Genomic DNA, 18,061 nt, shown 5'->3' on the forward strand with positions numbered 1-18,061 from the left:
ATTATTGAAAAATATCCATAAAATGCCTTTTAGATTTGAATAAAAATTTTATTTTTGCCACTCACTAAATTAAATTGAAATGGCCACTTATAATAAAAGAGGATATAAAACCCCGAAAGAAAAAGAAGTAAAAGAAGTTGTTGAAGACGTTCAGATTGATGAAAAAGACAGTACAACTGCTGGTGTTTTCTCAAAATTAGATGAAACTGCTTCAAAAACAGAAGATTTTGTTGCTAAAAATCAAAAAGTAATTATTGGTTTTGTTGCTGCAATTGCTTTGGTAACTGTTGGGTATTTAGCATTTGAAAAATTCATTGCTACACCAAAAGAAGAAGAAGCGGCAAATGAAATGTTTGTGGCACAACAAAATTTCCAAAAAGCAACTGATGGAGTAGCTAGTGACTCTTTGTATAAATTGTCATTGAATGGTTCTGAGGGTAAATTCGGATTCATTAAAATTGCTGACGAATATTCAGGAACTGATGCAGGAAATTTAGCGAACTATTATGCAGGTATTGCTTATTTGAATACAGGTAAATATGCTGAAGCAATTGATTTCTTAAGCAAGTTTGAATCTAAAGATATGATCTTAGGTGCTTTGGCAAAAGGAGCTATCGGAGATGCTTACGCTCAAAAAAATCAACCAAAAGAAGCTTTAGAAAATTATATCAAAGCAGCAGAAGCAAGTAAAAATGATTTTACAACACCTCGTTTCTTATTGAAAGCAGGTAAAACGGCTTTGGCTTTAGGGAAAAAAGAAGACGCTTTAAAATACCTTACCGATATTAAAGATAATTATGATACTACTCCTGAAGCTGCTTCAGTAGATGTATTGATTGGATTGGCGCAATAGTCAAATACCCAAATAAAGTTTAGGTTAGCAATTATAATGCAATTAGATTTTGTCTAATTAGTTGTAATTTCTAACCTTTATTTTTATCTTTAACCTAAAACCTTTAAAAATCAATTAACGATGGCTACCGAAAATAAAAATTTATCAGAATACGATAAAAATAGTGTTCCTGATGCACGCAACTTTCGTTTTGGGATTGTAGTGGCAGAATGGAATGAAACCATTACCGAAGGATTGTATAATGGTGCTTTTGCAGCGTTGATAGAAAATCAAGTTCCTCCACAACAGATTATTCGTTGGAACGTACCTGGAAGTTTTGAATTAGTGTATGGTGCCAAGAAAATGCTGCAAACACAAAATGTAGATGCGGTTATTGTAATTGGTTGTGTCATTCAAGGACAAACCAAGCATTTTGATTTTGTTTGCGAAGGCGTAACACAAGGGGTTAAAGATTTGAATGTACAAACTGATATTCCCGTTATTTTTTGTGTGTTGACAGACAATACGATGCAACAGTCTATTGATAGAAGTGGTGGCATTCACGGAAATAAAGGAACCGAAGCAGCTATTGCAGCTATTAAAATGGCATTTATTCGTCAACAAGCTTCATTGTCTCATCAAATTGATAATCAACACTTATTAGGAAGTGGGGCATTACAAATTGAGAACAATCCGTTGCAAATAGAAGAATAGTTAAAATAATATACCTGAACGAGGGTGTCTAAAAGCACGAGTTTTGTCATTCCGAATTCATTTCGGAATCTATAAATAAAATTGTCAATCAATTATTTTAAGAAACTGACCCGAGCGATCGCGAACAGGCGAAGCAAACAAGTTCAGTTTGACAAGAACAAGACTTTTAAGTCACTCTTTTCTGTTTTTTGTAATTACGGATGTTTTAAAACCAAGTATAAATTCCCTAAATTTGTGCTTTGTGGTTCAATCACAAATTAACCCCAACAATTAAATTTTTTTTGATGTCGAGTATTATTCAATTGCTTCCTGATCATGTTGCCAATCAAATTGCCGCTGGTGAAGTGGTGCAACGACCGGCTTCGGTAGTGAAAGAGTTATTGGAAAATGCAGTGGATGCTAAAGCAACCGACATCAAGTTAATCATCAAAGATGCCGGAAAATCTTTGATTCAGGTAATTGATAACGGTGTGGGTATGAGTGTGACTGATGCGCGTTTGTGTTTTGAACGTCATGCTACCTCTAAAATTCGTCAGGCCGAAGATTTATTTTCATTACATACCAAAGGATTTCGTGGCGAAGCCTTGGCTTCGATTGCAGCGATTGCTCATGTGGAGATGAAAACCAAGCAAGATCAGGAAGAATTGGGAACGCATCTCATTATTGAGGGAAGTAAATTTGTTTCCCAAGAAGTAGCGGTTTTGCCCAAAGGAACTTCGTTTGCGGTTAAGAATCTGTTTTATAATATTCCGGCACGGCGTAATTTCTTGAAATCGGATATTGTGGAATACCGTCATGTCATTGACGAGTTTCAACGGGTTGCTTTGGCTCATCCCAACATTCATTTTACGTTTTACCACAATGGAAGTGAAATGTTCAATTTGCCTCAATCGAATTTTAGACAGCGAATTGTCGCTATTTTTTCGGGTAAAACCAATGAAAAATTAGTTCCGGTTCAAGAAGAAACAGAACTAGTCGAAATCCAAGGATTTGTGAGCAAACCTGAATTTGCCAAAAAGAATAGGGGAGAGCAATTCTTTTTTGTGAACGATCGATACATCAAAAGCGGGTATTTGCATCATGCGGTAATGGCGGCTTATGACGGAATTTTAAAAGATGGTGCACAGCCGAGTTATTTCTTATTTCTATCGGTTCCTCCGCATACTATTGATATTAATATTCATCCTACTAAGACGGAGATTAAGTTTGACGACGAACAAGCCTTGTATGCGATTTTAAGAGCAGCTATCAAACACAGTTTGGGGCAATTTAATGTAGCTCCTGTTTTGGACTTTGATCGCGATGCTAATTTAGACACTCCGTATCATTATAAAGATTTGGAAGGGGCCATGCCAACGGTTCAGGTCGATGCTAATTTTAATCCGTTTGCAGAGACGCAACCTACAAAATCCTATTCAGGTTCTGGTTCCAATTATAAAAAAACAGAAATCGCTTCGAGTTGGGAAGGCTTGTATGTGGGATTGAAACAAGAAACCGAAACGCTTTCGGCCTCCAGTAATTTTAGTTTTGAAAATGAGGAAGTTACGTCTTCTTTGTTTGATTTGGAAGATGCAGAGCCAACCGTACATAGAACGTATCAAATTCATAAAAAATACATTGTTTCGCCAATCAAATCAGGAATGGTGATTGTAGATCAGCAACGCGCACATCAACGAGTGTTGTACGAACAATTCTTGGTTAATATGACGGTGCATCAAGCATCGAGTCAGCAATTGTTGTTTCCATTGAATTTGTATTTCTCTAAGAACGAGATGGAGTTAATTGCCGAATTGCAGTTGTCTTTGATGAATACCGGATTTGTTTTTGAAGAAACTCAGAAAGACCACGTGGTTATTTCAGGTATTCCAGTTAATATCACTGAAAGTGAAGTTTCGTTAGTTTTGGAACAATTGTTGAGTGATTTGCAGGACGGTATTCCTGAAAGTAGTTTCAGTCAAAACGATACGATTGCCAAATCGATGGCCAAAAGTTTGGCGGTTAAAACTGGAAGTTATTTGACCGAAAAAGAACAAGAAAATTTGGTTAACGGATTGTTTGCGTGTAAGGAGCCTAATGTTTCCCCTTTTCAAAAACCTACTTTCATCACGATGCGTGTGGAAGATATAGATAAAAAATTTGCCCTATGAGAAATATGACCGAGACTGTTAAACAGTTAATCATTATTAATATTTTGTTTTTTATCGGTACGTTACTGGTATCTGGCCCTGCGTATCAATATTTAGCCTTGTTTTTTCCTGAAAATCCCGCTTTTAAAGCTTGGCAACCCATTACGTATATGTTCATGCACGGCGGATTTATGCATATTTTCTTTAATATGTTTGCGTTGTATTCATTTGGGTCGGCTTTAGAACTATTTTGGGGAAGTAAGAAGTTTTTGTTTTTCTATATTTCTTGCGGATTGGGTTCTGCCTTGGTGCATGCCGGAGTGAATTATTATCATTTTCAAGAAGGTTTAAATACATTGTTGTCTAATGGTTTTTCGAAAGCAGAAATTGTACAATTGCTTAATGAAGGTAAAATAGATACCCGATGGCAAGAATTATTGACTGTGTCTCAATTCCAGAATTTCACTAGCGCCTACATAGGAACTGCTGTTGGTGCTTCGGGAGCGATTTACGGAATCATTGTTGCTTTTGCATTTATGTTTCCTAATGCCGAATTGGCTTTGATGTTTGTGCCTATTCCTATCAAAGCGAAATACTTTGTACCGGGTTTGGTTTTGGTTGATTTGTATTTAGGGATTTCAGGTAAATCTATTTTTGGCGGCGGCGGAATTGCCCATTTTGCTCACGTAGGAGGGGCTTTGTTTGGCTTTCTTATTATGTGGTATTGGAAAAAGAATCAGTTCAATTCCAATCGCTGGAATTAGTTGGACGCGATTATAAATAGAAGAATACATGAGTAGTATACTAGACGATTTAAAAATGCAATATAAACTAGGTGGAGTAGCCTTTAGGCTTGTCTTTTGGAATGTGTTGTGTTTTCTAGTTTCATTGTTGTTTTTCTATCAATTTCAATTGGGGGTTTTCAATTTTCCCGATTGGATTGCGTTGACTTCAGACCCAAATGTGTTGATTACAAAACCATGGACTTTGATTGGTTATGCTTTTTTTCATCATGGATTTGGGCATTTGTTTTTTAACATGATGGTGCTGCATTTCTCTAGTATGCTTTTCTTAACTTTTTTTAATTCCAAGCAATTTTTAGGATTGTATTTGTTAAGTGCTTTGTTTTCAGGGATAGCCTTTGTGACTGGCTATTATTTTTTGCATTTGAGTTCGGCTATGGTGGGTGCTTCGGGAGCTATTATGGCTATTTTAGTCGCTACCACGATTTATCGTCCTTTAATGACTATCCGATTACTATTTTTTGGCAACGTTAAATTATGGCATATTACTGCAGTAATTTTGGTCTTGGACTTTATGCAATTCCGAATTGAAAACACGGGTGGACATATTGCGCATCTTGCAGGTGCTTTTTTTGGATTTATTTTTATTAAATTGCTCCAAAATGGAATTGATTTAAGTCGTATTTTAAATAACCCATTTCAAAAATCAAGACGCGCCCCTTTTAAGAAAGTACATAAAAATTACCCCAAATCGGCACCTAAACCGAGTTCAAGAATTGTTGTGAAGGATAAAACCCAACAGCAAATAGACGAGATTTTGGATAAAATTAGTCAATCGGGTTACGATTGTTTGACTCAAGAAGAAAAAGAATTTCTGTTCAAAGCAGGTAAATAATTTCAGATACAACAAGAAGATGAAAAATCTTTCGTGGTTCAATAAAGGGATGTTTCTTTTGAATATAGTGCTGACTGTAGTGACTTTCAGTGCTTATTTGTTGCCCTTTTTAGCCCCTAAAGCTTTTCCGTTGTTATCGGTTTTGACCTTGTTTATGCCTTTGTTTTTTGTTTTTAATGCCTTGTTCTTTTTCTATTGGGGTGTTCAATTTAAAAAACGAATGATTTTATCAGGCTTGGTACTGTTAATGGGGATTACTTTTATTAATAAATTCTATAAATTTTCTGCCAAAGAATTTCCAGAAAGCGAAAAGGATTTCACTGTGATGAGTTATAATGTTCGTTTGCTCAATGTATTCAAATGGATTGACAGAGACGATGTTCCTTCTCAAATAGTGAGTTTTATCAATGATAAAAATCCTGATATTTTGTGTATTCAAGAGTATTCCACTTCGGCAGATATTGATTTGAAGGTGTATCCACACAAATATATTTTAATGGCAGGTGACCAAATTAAAACAGGGCAAGCTATTTTTTCTAAATTTCCCATTATCAATGAAGGGAATATTGTTTTTCCGAATTCGAATAATAATGTAATTTTTGCTGATATCAAAAAAGGAAAAGAAACCATTCGGGTGTACAATATGCATTTACAATCCATAAAAATTTCACCAGATGTTACCGAAATTAATGATGATATTAATGCAATAAATCAAAGTAAATCGCAAAAGCTTTTTAATCGAATCAGTAAAGCCTTCAAACAACAACAGCAACAAGCGGAATTGTTTAAAGAACACAAAAATGATTGTCAATACCCGTTAATCATCTGCGGTGATATGAATAATAGTGCGTTTTCGTATGTGTACCGAAACATTAAAGGAAAATTAAGAGATAGCTTTGAAGAAGCGGGAAAAGGCTTTGGAGCTACCTATAAGTTTCGCTATTATCCAGCCCGTATTGATTACATTTTTGCGGATGAAAAGATGAAAGTCAAAAAGTTTGAAAGCTTTTCGAATTTTGAAAATTCAGACCATTATCCTATTATGGCGAAACTCTCTTTTGAATAGTTATTTTAGTAGCAGTTGCTGAGATTTCAAATAATCCAAAGCAAACTTTCCTTCGTTAAATACTAAATCCAATACACTAAGATTGTTGATGAAACCAAATTTATCATCAAATACTTGAGTGTAACTTTCAAATTGCGAATGGTCTTTTTTTCCGTTGGCCAAAAAACGAAAATCAGTGATTTCTTCTGAATTGATTTCATGAAAATATTCTGTTGTAGTCGAGTATTCTACTTTCATGCGAAGGCATCTGGTAATCAAATCAAATACTTCTAGATTCAAGTCCATTAAAAACGAGTGTTTTTTCTCGAAAATAGGGAGTAAGTCGTCTTCGAAATATTCAAAGAAAGGAGAACTTCTATACGCTGCTTCTAAGGATTTGAAATGCTGTTTTTGCCAATCAAAATCATTTTCAATTTGAATGTCTTTTGTTTTTTGATGGGCTGTTTTAGAATGTTTTACAGGAATATTCAATAGCTGAATTCCATTAGGACTGTAAATATAGGTTCGGTTACGATTGGTTTGTTTTTGGAAATTATCTTCCATTTCAAAGGTCACTTTGTCTGCTTGAACAATAGCCGCAAAATGACTGATAGAAGGGAAGTAGGTGGGATGAATAAGAATGTCCATTCGATTATTCGTTAATTTGGTTATTTGATTTATTTGTAATTTGATTGGTTTGGTAATTTCGTAATCCATTCAACTTATTAGTAATGCTCTCTAATTCCAGTCTTAATTTTGAATATACTTCTTCCGAAATAAAATTCATTTCAAAGCATAAGATAAGTTGGTTTATTACTTCAATAGCTGAGCTAAAAGCCATCGTAGTAAAATGCGCTTTATCTTTATAAGTACTTCGTGCAGATCCTTCCGCTATATTGGAACAAATTGAAACTGCAGCTCTTCGTAATTGAGAAATTAATCCGAACTTTTCTTGATCAGGAAATGTTGAAGTTATTGTATAGATTGATTTGGTAAATTCTTTTGATTCGTTCCAAACTTCCAGCTTTTCAAATGAATAAGTATACATTTTTCTCAAATTACCAAATTACCAAATCAACGAATAAACAACTTTAAATTACATTGTTTTTCTTTTTTTCCAAAAATATTCTCCGATGAAATAAGCAACTAAGGCCAATAGGAAAAATTTAAAATACGATTGGGGTTGACCTTCGCCACTAACGGTAGTGAATAATCGATCCCAACGAATTTTTTTCAATCCTTTGGCATTGGAGTCCCAGCTCATCCAAATGAAGATTGGTTTTCCTACAATGTGGTTTTCAGGCACGTACCCCCAATAACGGCTATCTTCGGAGTTATGACGATTGTCTCCCATCATCCAATAATAATTTTGTTGGAAGGTGTATGAGGTAGCAATTTTTCCATTGATTCGGATTTCAGTACCTGTTACTTTTAAGTCGTTTTTTTCGTAGTCGGTAATGATGGCTTTATAGAAGGGTAATGTCTCTAAATTTAAAGCCACTGTTTCTCCTTGTTGTGGAATATAAATAGGCCCAAAATTATCGCGATTCCATTTGTTGATGTGTGGAAAAATACCTGGTTCCACTTCTTTTGAAATGATTTTTTGTACCCCAGTAATTCCAGGAATATGTTGTAATCTTTCGGCATTAGCAGCAGTTAAAGCAGCGATGAATAACGTATCTCTTTTTTCGGCATCCATAAAACCAGCTCCGTCAGTGATGTCCATATCTTTTAAAAGATATTCAAAATCAATAGGAGTTTTACCATCTAAGGCTACTTTGTAAGAGAATTGAGGTTTTGCTCTTTCTGGCAAAATCAATTCTTTTCCGTTTACGAATACAATTCCGTCTTTGATTTCTAATTGATCTCCAGGAACTCCCACACAACGTTTTACATAGTTTGATTTTTTGTCGATAGGTTTGTCTACTCTCAATCCTGATTGGTCTCTGAATTTGTATACGGTATCGACAGGCCAATTGAATACCACGATATCATTTCGCTCCACAGTTTGAAATCCAGGAATTCTGAAATAAGGTAACTGAGGCCAATTCAGGTACGATTTCTTTTTAGTCAAAGGGATGGTGTCGTGTACCATTGGTAAAGCTACAGTTGTCATTGGAGTTCTTGCTCCGTAGTTCACTTTGCTCACAAATAAAAAGTCACCTACCAATAATGATTTTTCCAATGAAGAAGTTGGAATGGTGAATGGCTGAATAAAGTAGGTGTGAACAAAAGTAGCTACCACAATAGCGAAAAGCAATGAGCTGACAGTATCGGCAGTTTTGTTTACAGGTTCAGCACTTCTATCGGCACTATAGTTTAATTTTTGGGTATAACTGACATATGCGATATACAAACCGAAAGTAGCGATTCCTAAGACTTTGTCTAAGGTGGAATTTTTACCAAAACTGCGTAAGGTTTCAACCCAAACTACAGGAAATAAAATTAGGTTGATAATGGGCAAGAAAAGTAAAATAGTCCACCATGTTGGGCGACCAATTATTTTGAAAAGTACTATTGCATTGTAAACTGGAATAGCGGCTTCCCAAGCTTTTCTACCGGCACTTACGTACAATTTCCAAGTTCCTATGAAGTGAACTACTTGTACTAGTAAGAAAAAAATAAACCATTGTGATAATGTCATAATCTTGTTGTTTAAGTCCTGAATTCAGGGGTAATTCTATGAAATTATTTAAAATTTAATACGTCTTTCATTGTGAAAACTCCTTGTTTGCCAGCCAACCATTCGGCGGCAATTACAGCGCCTAAAGCAAATCCTTCACGGTTGTGAGCGGTATGTTTGATTTCGATGCTATCCACTTCGGAATTGTAGGTTACGGTATGTGTACCTGGAACATCGGCAATTCGTAAAGCTTCAATATGAATTTCATTGGCAGCTGCTTGGTCTAATGTCCAATTGGTATACTTACTATTTTCAATAACACCTTTAGCCAAAGAAATAGCAGTACCACTTGGAGCGTCTAATTTTTGCGTGTGATGAATTTCTTCCATGTCAACAGAATAGGAAGTGTATGGCGCCATTATTTTGGCTAAATAATCATTCAATTCAAAGAATAAGTTGACCCCTAAGCTGAAATTAGAACTAGAAATAAAGCCGCCCTTTTTTTCATGGCAAAGCGCTATTATTTCGTCATAACGGTCTAGCCAGCCCGTTGTTCCAGAAACTACAGGAACATTGGCGTGAAAACAACTAGAGATATTCTCTACAGCCGCCGTTGGAACGCTAAAATCAATCGCAACATCTGCATTGGAGAGACCTTCGTAAGTATTGAACTCGTCTTTTTTCAAGACAATTTCGTGACCTCTTTCAAGGGCAATTCGTTCAATCACTTTACCCATTTTTCCGTATCCTAAAAGCGCAATTTTCATTTTTTATATTTTTTAAAAGTCATTTAGAAGTGAATTACATCCTTCTAAAAATTATAATTAAGAGTTAGTCCCACATTTGCTTTAAATGTTACAGCATCGGGATATACCACTGGTTGGAGTGATAAATTTTCGTTTACATTAAATTGTATCAAAGCCGCATCTACGTTGGCATCGATAATGTTTAGCGCATAAAAACCTATAACGAATAGTGCTGATAAATCGCGATTGCGTTGGTAGAATTTTTGTGCTGTAATTAGTCGGTTAGTGTCTAAATAGCTGAATTTATCATCACTGTAGCCTTCTAATCTTCGTTTGTAAGCATCTCGATACTGATGGTATTTGTTGTTGCTATCAATATAAAAATAAAGACTGGTTCCAATAGCACCATATACCAAAGGAATTTTCCAGTATTTTTTATTGTAGGCTTGACCTAAACCGGGTAAGACAGCCGAATAAAAAGCGGCTTTTGCAGGGGTTAAAGGGTCAATATTGATCGATTTCAAGCTGTCTTTTGCTGTTTTTGAGGTAACGGTTTTAGCTTGTGCAAAAACGACGGTGTTTCCCAAAAACAAAAAGAAAATAGCTATGAAAAGAGTTTTATGCACTATCCTTTGATTAATTTGACAATTCTATTGAAGTCTTCTTCAGAGTGAAAAGGAATGGTAATTTTACCCTTGCCATTTCCAGCTACTTTGATGTCTACTTTGGTTCCGAAATAGTCGGTAAATTTATTTTTTTCGCTTGGAGCCACTTCAAAAGAAACCGATTTAGCTTTAGTAGCTGGTTTTGGTTTCAAGCTGTCTTGATAGCTTTTAACTAAGGCTTCAGTATCACGAACAGATAAATTTTGACTTACAATTTTTTGGTAAATATCAGTTTGAACGTCTAAGTCTTCAATGTTGATAATAGCACGACCGTGTCCCATACTGATGAACCCATCGCGAATACCAGTTTGAATGATTGGATCAAGTTTTAACAAACGCAAATAATTGGCAATAGTGGAGCGTTTTTTACCCACACGTTCACTCATTTGCTCCTGAGTTAATTCAATTTCGTCCATCAATCGTTGGTACGAAAGCGCAATTTCAATAGGATCTAAGTCGTGGCGTTGGATGTTTTCCACCAAAGCCATAACCAATGATTCGTTGTCATTAGCAATTCGGATGTAAGCTGGAACCGTTTTTAAACCTACCAAAGTAGAAGCGCGCAAACGACGTTCTCCTGAAATTAATTGGTATTTATTAAAGTCTAATTTACGAACAGTAATGGGCTGAATTACACCCAATTCTTTGATAGAAGTGGCTAATTCTTTTAATGATTCTTCGTTAAAATTGCTTCGAGGTTGAAATGGATTGATTTCAATGGCATCAATTTCTAACTCAATGATGTTTCCAACAACTTTATCGGCGTTTTTATCATGTACTGATTTGATATCGTTTTCTGGATCCTTTAGTAATGCAGATAATCCTCTTCCTAAAGCTTGTTTTTTTATTGCTTTTGCCATACAATTAGTTGCTGTTTTTTTGAATTACTTCTTGAGCTAAATGCAAGTAGTTGGTAGCTCCTTTACTTGTAGCGTCATAATTTATAATGCTTTCGCCAAAACTTGGCGCTTCGCTTAACTTGATATTTCTTTGGATGATGGTTTCGAATACCATATCGTTAAAATGTTTTTGTACTTCTTCAACCACTTGGTTGGATAAACGCAAACGCGAATCGAACATGGTCAATAATAATCCTTCAATATCCAATTCTGGGTTATGTATTTTTTGAATACTTTTGATGGTATTCAATAATTTTCCTAAACCTTCTAGAGCAAAATATTCGCATTGGATTGGAATGATTACAGAGTCTGATGCGGTTAGGGCGTTCAAAGTCAATAATCCAAGAGAAGGGGCGCAATCGATAATGATAAAATCATAGTCGTCTTTCACGCTTTGCAATGCTTGTTTTAGCATGTACTCTCTATTTTCTTTGTCTACCAATTCAATTTCGATGGCAACCAAGTCAATATGAGCTGGGATTATATCTACATTCGGAGCCGAACAACTGATGATGGCTTCTTTTGGCGAATGGCTATGTTCTAAAATTTGGTAGGTACCAATTTCAACTGATTCGACATCAATTCCCAATCCCGAAGTGGCATTGGCTTGAGGATCAGCATCAATTAGTAGTACTTTTTTTTCTAGAACACCCAAAGAAGCGGCAAGATTTACAGATGTAGTGGTCTTTCCAACTCCTCCTTTTTGATTGGCAATAGCAATGATTTTACCCATTTATTTTTTTGAATTTTGAATGGTAAAAATACAATTAATTCTCGTTTCTGAAAATCTATTTTGTTAACATTTGTTACGACTTGATTTGTTGCTATTTGACAACTCTAAAAAAGGTGTTTTAAGTGTAATGTGAGTTGCTTTTTTGGCTTTATCGTTGTCTTATTGGAATAGGTATAAAATAAAAAATCCCTTTTGCAAAGCAAAAAGGATTTTTGTCGGGGTGGCAGGATTCGAACCTGCGGCCTCCTGCTCCCAAAGCAGGCGCGATAACCGGGCTACGCTACACCCCGTAACGCGAGTGCAAAGATAGAATTAATTTTTATTTTAGCAAGTCAAAAGTAAAAATAGGCAGGGATTATTTTTAAATAACTAAAAATGATGTTTTTTTGTTTGCCGTTTTTATTTAAAAACTACCTTTGTTATCTATAAAAAATATACAAATAAGTACTACTATGTCAGATACAATCGAAAAAATTAAATGCCTTATTATAGGTTCTGGGCCAGCAGGTTACACGGCTGCTATTTATGCTGCAAGAGCCAACATGAATCCCGTTTTGTACCAAGGAATGCAACCAGGGGGACAATTAACTACGACTAATGAAGTAGAAAATTTTCCAGGTTATGTAGATGGAGTGACAGGACCTGAGATGATGGTACATTTACAAGCACAAGCGCAACGTTTTGGTGCGGATATTCGTGATGGATGGGCTACTAAAGTCGATTTTTCAGGACCAATTCATAAAGTTTGGATTAATGATAGTGTCGAATTGCACTGTGCAACGGTAATCATTTCTACAGGCGCTTCGGCAAAATATTTAGGATTGCCTTCTGAACAACACTATTTGAAAATGGGTGGAGGTGTTTCTGCTTGTGCCGTTTGTGATGGGTTTTTCTACAGAAATCAAGAAGTAGTTATTGTTGGAGCAGGAGATTCGGCTTGTGAAGAAGCCCACTACTTATCTAAATTGTGTAAAAAAGTGACTATGTTAGTGCGTAGCGAGAAATTTAGAGCTTCCAAAATTATGGAAGAACGTGTTCGTGCTACAGAAAATATCACCATTTTAATGAATCACGATACAGTAGAGGTGTTGGGAGACGAACAAGTGGTAACTGGTGTTAAAGCAAAAAACAAAACGACTGACGAAGTTTTTGAAATTCCAGCAACAGGTTTCTTTGTTGCTATTGGTCATCAACCGAATACGGCTATTTTTAAAGAGTATATTACGCTTGATGAAACAGGTTATATTGTAAATACTCCAGGTACATCAAAAACAAATGTAGCGGGAGTTTTTGTAGCAGGAGACGCTGCTGATCATGTGTACCGCCAAGCGATTACGGCTGCGGGTACAGGTTGTATGGCGGCTTTGGACGCAGAACGTTATTTGGCAGCCAAAGGTCATTAATACTGTTTTACATTAATAAAAAAAGTCCCAATTTTGGGACTTTTTTTATGTTCGGGTTTTACCTTTTTATTTTTTGCCAATAGGTTTTTTGAATAGTTTTGCTTCCCCAGCGAGTTGACGAATTTCTATTTTTGGACTGCCATACAACTCTATTTCGGTTTTGTCAGTAGCATCAATTACTATCGTGTTTTCGGCTAATAGGCTACAAGAAGCACTTCCTTCTATGGATATATCTGTATTTTTACTATTAAAATTGCGCGCGGTTAGTTCAGCCGAATTGTCTAATCGTAAGGTAGTATTGTTAGCATCACCTTCTAAAGTTGCTGTTGCTTTTTGGTACAAATCACATTTCAAATTAGTACTGTTAATTAGAGCCTTTAAAGAAGTGTTTTTGCTTAGCTCAATAAAAGTGTTGTCTCCTTTTAGATTCAGTTCAATCTTTGATTTATCGTCTGCTTGTAGAATAAAATTTGCTGCATTTACATTTAAGAATAGTTTCGATTTATTTAGTGTTTTAAAAGTGATATTGTCTAAAATAATCACCTGAATGGCATTGACAACGGATTCGTCTTTAGTAGTGACTAGGTTCAAATCATTCGTATAAGTCACTTTTACAGCAAGTTTTTTGAAGTTTTGAGCGTCTTTGGAAGTTGAAATAATAAGAATTTCATCTTGTACATTGAAGTTGATGATGTCGTGTAAATTGTCATCTGCTTCAATTTTGATTTCGTTTTTATCTCCTTTTTCTAGATTAATTTCCAGATTATCTTCGACTTCAATAGCATTGAATGATTTGATTTCTTTGACCGAAGAAGTAACCACTTTTGACCCTTTTATTTTTTCTGCTTTTTGAGCTAGAAGTATGCTTGATGAAAAAATAAGTGCTATAATTGAAAAGTAAATTTTTGGTTTCATGGCTAGTAGGTTTTATACAAATATAAAAAAATCATTCACTTGTGATGAATGATTTTTCTTGTTTTTTTATGAGTGTAAATACTAGTCTTGTTCAATACTTCCGCCTGAACTGGCTTTCTTTTGAAGCGTTTTAGGAACGATATTGTATGTTATCGAAGCGCCGCTAGAAGCTTCGGCTTTTAAACTAAGAACAGGATGTACTTCAATCGAAGCGCCGCTTGAGGCATCAGCAATTACTTCGTTAGTTAACAATCGAAAGCATTCGGTATTGCTCCCGCTTGACGCTTGTGCGTCTAATTGTAGCGCCAACCCTTTTAATTTAATGGTACTACCACTACTAGATTTACAATTAATAGCATCCATTTCTAAGTCCAAATTAATGTTGGCTGCACTTGAAGCTTTTATGTAAATTTGGTTTCCTTTAAGAGGGGTGCGACTATCAATAGAGGAGGCACTTGAGGCTTCTAAAATTTCAATACTAGGCATTTTTACTTTCACTTTCCTAGTGCCATTACGAATACTCAGGTGTGGCCCACTCGAAATAATTAACTTCCCATTTTTTACTTCGGTTATAATGCTGGTTTGGAGATTGTCATCTGCTTCTACTACAATTTCAGTTTCGTTAGACTGTTCAATACTTAATTCGATAGCACTGTTTACCTCAATACCGGTGAACTTTTCTGTTATTGTTCTTTTTTCTGTCGTGATACGACCGCTGCCTTTAATGCTATTGTAGTCAAAATGACAAGAGCTAAAAAATAGTGCAGTAAGGACTATTACAATAATTTTGGTAATCCAAGTGATAATTTTAATCATGGCTATTATTTTTTTACAATTACACCTTCTTTATTTACCGTTAGCCCTTTTTTGGCTGATTTGTTTACAGTTACTACTTCGCCATTCACTTTAACTGTAGTGGTAACAACGGTATCGTTACCAGTACTATCTTCTGTAATTCCTGTTTCCACATCATCGTATTCGTTTTCATTTTCTGGGCAATTCAGGCATTTTACTTGTGTGCTATTTACTTTGTAAGTATAGTCATCTGAACTGAAATGCAAATTAAAAAATTCATTATCGGATTCATCATAATGTTGTGCCGATTCGTCTACTTTAAATGTTATTCCTTCAGGTAAGTACAAATAAATAGCTACTTCTTGATCACGGAATTTATCGGTTACACTAGTCAATAAATAATTGTCTAATAGTAATTGATTTCCTTCTAATTTAAATCCGTATTGAATTTTTTCGGCACGTTTTTTAGCTTCTTGGAACGATTTTCCTCTCGCTAATCTTTCAATTTGAATGAAAGGTAATTTTTCATCTGTTTTTAAAATTTCAAATCGAATGTTATTGGAGTAAATTAATTGGTTGTTTGAGGCATCTTGAACAAATCTAAAATTGTCGTTGTCATCGATGTCTTTCGTATAATATTCGTTGTATCTGAATTTAATTTGAAGCGTGTCGGTAGGTTGTATATTCAGGTTTTCTTTTTGAACGGTCTTGCCTTCGTAAGCTACCTCAGAGGCTTGCTGAATACCGATAGAAATCAATGCTGCAATTGCCAAAATCCATAAAGCAAGTAGCGTATATTTTGCAATACTTCCAATAGATTTTATGGCAGGCGACAACAATCTAAATCCTAACAGCGTTAAGAAAAAGAACGGAATTCCCACCGCTAAAAACATTAATAATCCAAATACCCAAATAGGATACTCTGTAAAATTACCTGCGTTGACAAATTCAGTCCATGGGAATTTAATAAATGCAACGCTTCCTAAAGTAAAAATTCCAACGAATAAAAAGAACAAAACAGTAACCCCCGAAATGATTAGAATTACCCCTAAAAATTTTGCAAAAACCTTGAAAATGTTACTAATGATTTCGCTTAACGAATTTCCAAATTTTTCAGCACCTGTTTTAATTTGATTGCCGTATTTATCGTAATCTACATTTTTGATTTTTTCTGAAACCGAATCAAATTCTTCGCGTACTTTTTTCTCAATACTCGAAATAGTTACCGGCTCTCCCGTCATTTCTAGTTTTTCTGAAGTAGTTATCGCTTCAGGTGTGGCAATCCATAAAATGATGTAGGCTAGTATTCCTGTTCCAAATCCAGCAAAAAACAATAATAAAATCACTCGTATCCAAACCACATCGATGCCTAAATAATGACTTAGACCAGCAGCAACGCCTCCAATCATCCCTTTGTCTTTATCACGGTATAGTTTTTTGGACTTTTTGTACGTTTGATAAGCGGGTTCGCTTTTTGGCTCCTCTTCAATAATGTAATCTTCCGGTTGACCCATTACAGCAATCACTTCATCGATTTCTTTTAAACCAATTACGTGTTTGTCTGAAAGTAATTTTTCACCCAGCAATTCCGAAATACGCATTTCAATGTCTTTAATAATTTCGTCTTGTCCAGATGAATTCGTTAAAGAACGTTTGATAGCATCAAAATAGCGCGATAATTTTTGGTACGCATCTTCGTCAATATGGAATACAATTCCTCCTAAATTTATGGTTACAGTTTTATTCATGACTATTCGTTTTGATTGGTGATTAAGTTTACGGCATTCGATAATTCCATCCAAGTGCCATTCAATTCATTTAAAAAAGTTTGTCCATCTTCGGTCAAACCATAATATTTTCTAGGTGGTCCAGAAGTTGATTCTTCCCAACGGTAGTCTAACAAACCGTCGTTTTTTAAGCGAGTCAAAAGCGGATAAATCGTTCCCTCCACGACCAATAATTTGGCGTTTTTCAAGGTGTCTAATATTTCCGATGTATAGGCATATTTCTCTTTCAAAACAGAGAGGATGCAAAACTCGAGGACACCCTTACGCATCTGGGCTTTAGTGTTTTCTATATTCATTTCTTTTTATTTTTTTGTTAAGGAGCTGTTTCCCGCTTTCCATTACAATCTTTTTATTTCGCTGTGCTCCATAAAAAGGATTTTCATTGTAATCGGGGCTAGGGGTACGCTTTATTTCATGAATTTTATGGTTAAAGGATAGCTGTATGGTTCTCCGTTAGCTGTTTTGACCGAAGCTTGAATAATCAAGAAAAATTCGACTATTTTTAAGCAAGCCAAAAAGAATAGCGCAATTGCTCCGGTGGTAATTAGTCCAATATTTTCGGCAAAATTAAAATCTTCAATTGAAAAATGATGGTGTTGTGTCAATTCATGCAATGGAATTTGTTGTAAAAAGGTAATAATGAAGACAGGAATAATTATAGCTCCCAAAATCAATGAGTACAATAAAACGCTCAATTGAAAATTCAAACTTTGCTTTCCATTAGCATCTACAAAATCCGATTGATCTTTTTTTGAACTCCAAATAATGATAGGTAGCACAAAATTTCCCAACGGAAAACAATACTGACTTAACGCACTTAAGTGTGTCAAAGTTGCCCAATTTTTTTCTGAATTTGTTAGCATAATAAAAGCGTATAGTAATTTCTTATGCAAATATATATCCAAAAGAAAGTATCTTGTTTTGCATAGTAGTAAATATTAACATAATATTAACATTTAAAAAAATAAAACCTATTTTTAAATCTCCTGCAAGGTGTATTAGCACCTTGTAGGTGTTTGTTTTATTCGATAACCAATACCTACAAGGTCAAAAAAAGACCTTGCAGGAAGTTGTTGTTTTTTATCTGCTTAAAGTAGTATTTGGACTTCTGTTTTTACTATTTTTACTAAAAATTACTTC

At 35.2% G+C, this 18,061-nt stretch carries 19 protein-coding genes and 1 tRNA gene; 7 read left to right on the forward strand and 13 right to left on the reverse strand.

Annotated features, from left to right (window positions below):
- The first annotated feature begins 79 nt into the window (after window positions 1-79).
- From Q0L65_RS11710 to Q0L65_RS11735, 6 genes are all read left to right on the forward strand, one after another.
- The gene (locus tag Q0L65_RS11710; RefSeq protein WP_296686555.1) at window positions 80-853 is read left to right on the forward strand and encodes a tetratricopeptide repeat protein; all 774 of its coding nucleotides are present in this window, start codon (window positions 80-82) and stop codon (window positions 851-853) included.
- Window positions 854-973: 120 nt separating this feature from the next.
- Window positions 974-1,546: a 6,7-dimethyl-8-ribityllumazine synthase gene (gene ribH, locus Q0L65_RS11715; protein WP_296686558.1), complete on the forward strand. Its 573-nt coding sequence runs from the start codon at window positions 974-976 to the stop codon at window positions 1,544-1,546.
- A 284-nt stretch (window positions 1,547-1,830) separates the two neighbouring features.
- Window positions 1,831-3,693, forward strand: a complete 1,863-nt coding sequence (mutL, locus tag Q0L65_RS11720) for a DNA mismatch repair endonuclease MutL (RefSeq protein ID WP_296686559.1) — start codon at window positions 1,831-1,833, stop codon at window positions 3,691-3,693.
- Window positions 3,690-4,436 (forward strand): rhomboid family intramembrane serine protease, encoded by a 747-nt coding sequence (locus tag Q0L65_RS11725; protein ID WP_296686560.1) that lies wholly within the window; start codon window positions 3,690-3,692, stop codon window positions 4,434-4,436. The genes mutL and Q0L65_RS11725 overlap by 4 nt, the downstream gene beginning before the upstream one ends.
- 28 nt (window positions 4,437-4,464) lie before the next feature.
- Complete coding sequence (locus Q0L65_RS11730) at window positions 4,465-5,310, forward strand: rhomboid family intramembrane serine protease (protein WP_296686562.1); 846 nt, start codon at window positions 4,465-4,467, stop codon at window positions 5,308-5,310.
- A gap of 19 nt (window positions 5,311-5,329) precedes the next feature.
- Complete coding sequence (locus Q0L65_RS11735; RefSeq protein WP_296686564.1) at window positions 5,330-6,376, forward strand: endonuclease/exonuclease/phosphatase family protein; 1,047 nt, start codon at window positions 5,330-5,332, stop codon at window positions 6,374-6,376.
- Here the strand turns inward: Q0L65_RS11735 and Q0L65_RS11740 are convergent, their stop codons facing one another.
- The 8 genes from Q0L65_RS11740 to Q0L65_RS11775 all read right to left on the reverse strand — a co-directional run bounded on the left by Q0L65_RS11740 (window position 6,377) and on the right by Q0L65_RS11775 (window position 12,311).
- Window positions 6,377-7,003 carry a WbqC family protein gene (locus Q0L65_RS11740; RefSeq protein WP_296686566.1) on the reverse strand — a complete coding sequence of 209 codons (627 nt, stop codon included), beginning with the start codon at window positions 7,001-7,003 and terminating at the stop codon, window positions 6,377-6,379.
- A gap of 4 nt (window positions 7,004-7,007) precedes the next feature.
- The gene (locus tag Q0L65_RS11745; protein ID WP_296686567.1) at window positions 7,008-7,403 is read right to left on the reverse strand and encodes a four helix bundle protein; all 396 of its coding nucleotides are present in this window, start codon (window positions 7,401-7,403) and stop codon (window positions 7,008-7,010) included.
- Window positions 7,404-7,451: 48 nt separating this feature from the next.
- Window positions 7,452-8,999, reverse strand: coding sequence for a signal peptidase I (gene lepB / locus Q0L65_RS11750; protein ID WP_296686570.1), 1,548 nt, complete (start codon window positions 8,997-8,999; stop codon window positions 7,452-7,454).
- 44 nt (window positions 9,000-9,043) lie between these two features.
- Window positions 9,044-9,745, reverse strand: coding sequence for a 4-hydroxy-tetrahydrodipicolinate reductase (dapB, locus tag Q0L65_RS11755; protein ID WP_296686571.1), 702 nt, complete (start codon window positions 9,743-9,745; stop codon window positions 9,044-9,046).
- Between the two features lie 44 nt (window positions 9,746-9,789).
- The gene (locus Q0L65_RS11760; RefSeq protein WP_296686573.1) at window positions 9,790-10,350 is read right to left on the reverse strand and encodes a DUF5683 domain-containing protein; all 561 of its coding nucleotides are present in this window, start codon (window positions 10,348-10,350) and stop codon (window positions 9,790-9,792) included.
- Window positions 10,350-11,249, reverse strand: coding sequence for a ParB/RepB/Spo0J family partition protein (locus Q0L65_RS11765; protein ID WP_296686575.1), 900 nt, complete (start codon window positions 11,247-11,249; stop codon window positions 10,350-10,352). The genes Q0L65_RS11760 and Q0L65_RS11765 overlap by 1 nt, the downstream gene beginning before the upstream one ends.
- A gap of 4 nt (window positions 11,250-11,253) precedes the next feature.
- Window positions 11,254-12,021, reverse strand: a complete 768-nt coding sequence (locus Q0L65_RS11770; RefSeq protein ID WP_296686577.1) for an AAA family ATPase — start codon at window positions 12,019-12,021, stop codon at window positions 11,254-11,256.
- Between the two features lie 215 nt (window positions 12,022-12,236).
- Window positions 12,237-12,311, reverse strand: a tRNA-Pro gene (locus tag Q0L65_RS11775).
- Window positions 12,312-12,473: 162 nt separating this feature from the next.
- Between Q0L65_RS11775 and trxB the strand changes: the two genes are divergently transcribed.
- The gene (gene trxB, locus Q0L65_RS11780) at window positions 12,474-13,424 is read left to right on the forward strand and encodes a thioredoxin-disulfide reductase (RefSeq protein WP_296686578.1); all 951 of its coding nucleotides are present in this window, start codon (window positions 12,474-12,476) and stop codon (window positions 13,422-13,424) included.
- A 66-nt stretch (window positions 13,425-13,490) separates the two neighbouring features.
- On the opposite strand, the gene Q0L65_RS11785 is transcribed toward trxB, so the two are convergent.
- The 5 genes from Q0L65_RS11785 to Q0L65_RS11805 form a co-directional block, all read right to left on the reverse strand.
- Window positions 13,491-14,339, reverse strand: a complete 849-nt coding sequence (locus Q0L65_RS11785) for a DUF2807 domain-containing protein (protein ID WP_296686580.1) — start codon at window positions 14,337-14,339, stop codon at window positions 13,491-13,493.
- An 81-nt stretch (window positions 14,340-14,420) separates the two neighbouring features.
- Window positions 14,421-15,155 (reverse strand): head GIN domain-containing protein, encoded by a 735-nt coding sequence (locus Q0L65_RS11790; protein ID WP_296686583.1) that lies wholly within the window; start codon window positions 15,153-15,155, stop codon window positions 14,421-14,423.
- A 5-nt stretch (window positions 15,156-15,160) separates the two neighbouring features.
- Complete coding sequence (locus tag Q0L65_RS11795; RefSeq protein ID WP_296686585.1) at window positions 15,161-16,882, reverse strand: PspC domain-containing protein; 1,722 nt, start codon at window positions 16,880-16,882, stop codon at window positions 15,161-15,163.
- Window positions 16,883-16,884: 2 nt separating this feature from the next.
- A complete protein-coding gene (locus tag Q0L65_RS11800; RefSeq protein WP_296686586.1) occupies window positions 16,885-17,217 on the reverse strand; it encodes a PadR family transcriptional regulator in 333 nt (110 codons plus the stop codon).
- A 111-nt stretch (window positions 17,218-17,328) separates the two neighbouring features.
- Window positions 17,329-17,784: a DUF4870 domain-containing protein gene (locus Q0L65_RS11805; RefSeq protein ID WP_296686588.1), complete on the reverse strand. Its 456-nt coding sequence runs from the start codon at window positions 17,782-17,784 to the stop codon at window positions 17,329-17,331.
- Window positions 17,785-18,061: the final 277 nt, after the last annotated feature.

It is taken from the genome of Flavobacterium sp., from assembly GCF_024642105.1.
Taxonomy (GTDB): Bacteria; Bacteroidota; Bacteroidia; order Flavobacteriales; family Flavobacteriaceae; genus Flavobacterium.

Excerpts from the sequence above, each read along its gene's own strand:
- Q0L65_RS11740 (WP_296686566.1), bottom strand. The coding sequence starts at position 7,003 with ATGGACATTCTTATTCATCCCACCTACTTCCCTTCTATCAGTCATTTT.
- Q0L65_RS11725 (WP_296686560.1), top strand. The coding sequence starts at position 3,690 with ATGAGAAATATGACCGAGACTGTTAAACAGTTAATCATTATTAATATT.
- Q0L65_RS11745 (WP_296686567.1), bottom strand. The coding sequence starts at position 7,403 with ATGTATACTTATTCATTTGAAAAGCTGGAAGTTTGGAACGAATCAAAA.
- Q0L65_RS11765 (WP_296686575.1), bottom strand. The coding sequence starts at position 11,249 with ATGGCAAAAGCAATAAAAAAACAAGCTTTAGGAAGAGGATTATCTGCA.
- Q0L65_RS11795 (WP_296686585.1), bottom strand. The coding sequence starts at position 16,882 with ATGAATAAAACTGTAACCATAAATTTAGGAGGAATTGTATTCCATATT.
- mutL (WP_296686559.1), top strand. The coding sequence starts at position 1,831 with ATGTCGAGTATTATTCAATTGCTTCCTGATCATGTTGCCAATCAAATT.
- Q0L65_RS11805 (WP_296686588.1), bottom strand. The coding sequence starts at position 17,784 with ATGCTAACAAATTCAGAAAAAAATTGGGCAACTTTGACACACTTAAGT.
- ribH (WP_296686558.1), top strand. The coding sequence starts at position 974 with ATGGCTACCGAAAATAAAAATTTATCAGAATACGATAAAAATAGTGTT.
- lepB (WP_296686570.1), bottom strand. The coding sequence starts at position 8,999 with ATGACATTATCACAATGGTTTATTTTTTTCTTACTAGTACAAGTAGTT.
- Q0L65_RS11790 (WP_296686583.1), bottom strand. The coding sequence starts at position 15,155 with ATGATTAAAATTATCACTTGGATTACCAAAATTATTGTAATAGTCCTT.
- trxB (WP_296686578.1), top strand. The coding sequence starts at position 12,474 with ATGTCAGATACAATCGAAAAAATTAAATGCCTTATTATAGGTTCTGGG.
- dapB (WP_296686571.1), bottom strand. The coding sequence starts at position 9,745 with ATGAAAATTGCGCTTTTAGGATACGGAAAAATGGGTAAAGTGATTGAA.
- Q0L65_RS11800 (WP_296686586.1), bottom strand. The coding sequence starts at position 17,217 with ATGAATATAGAAAACACTAAAGCCCAGATGCGTAAGGGTGTCCTCGAG.
- Q0L65_RS11785 (WP_296686580.1), bottom strand. The coding sequence starts at position 14,339 with ATGAAACCAAAAATTTACTTTTCAATTATAGCACTTATTTTTTCATCA.
- Q0L65_RS11770 (WP_296686577.1), bottom strand. The coding sequence starts at position 12,021 with ATGGGTAAAATCATTGCTATTGCCAATCAAAAAGGAGGAGTTGGAAAG.
- Q0L65_RS11730 (WP_296686562.1), top strand. The coding sequence starts at position 4,465 with ATGAGTAGTATACTAGACGATTTAAAAATGCAATATAAACTAGGTGGA.
- Q0L65_RS11710 (WP_296686555.1), top strand. The coding sequence starts at position 80 with ATGGCCACTTATAATAAAAGAGGATATAAAACCCCGAAAGAAAAAGAA.
- Q0L65_RS11735 (WP_296686564.1), top strand. The coding sequence starts at position 5,330 with ATGAAAAATCTTTCGTGGTTCAATAAAGGGATGTTTCTTTTGAATATA.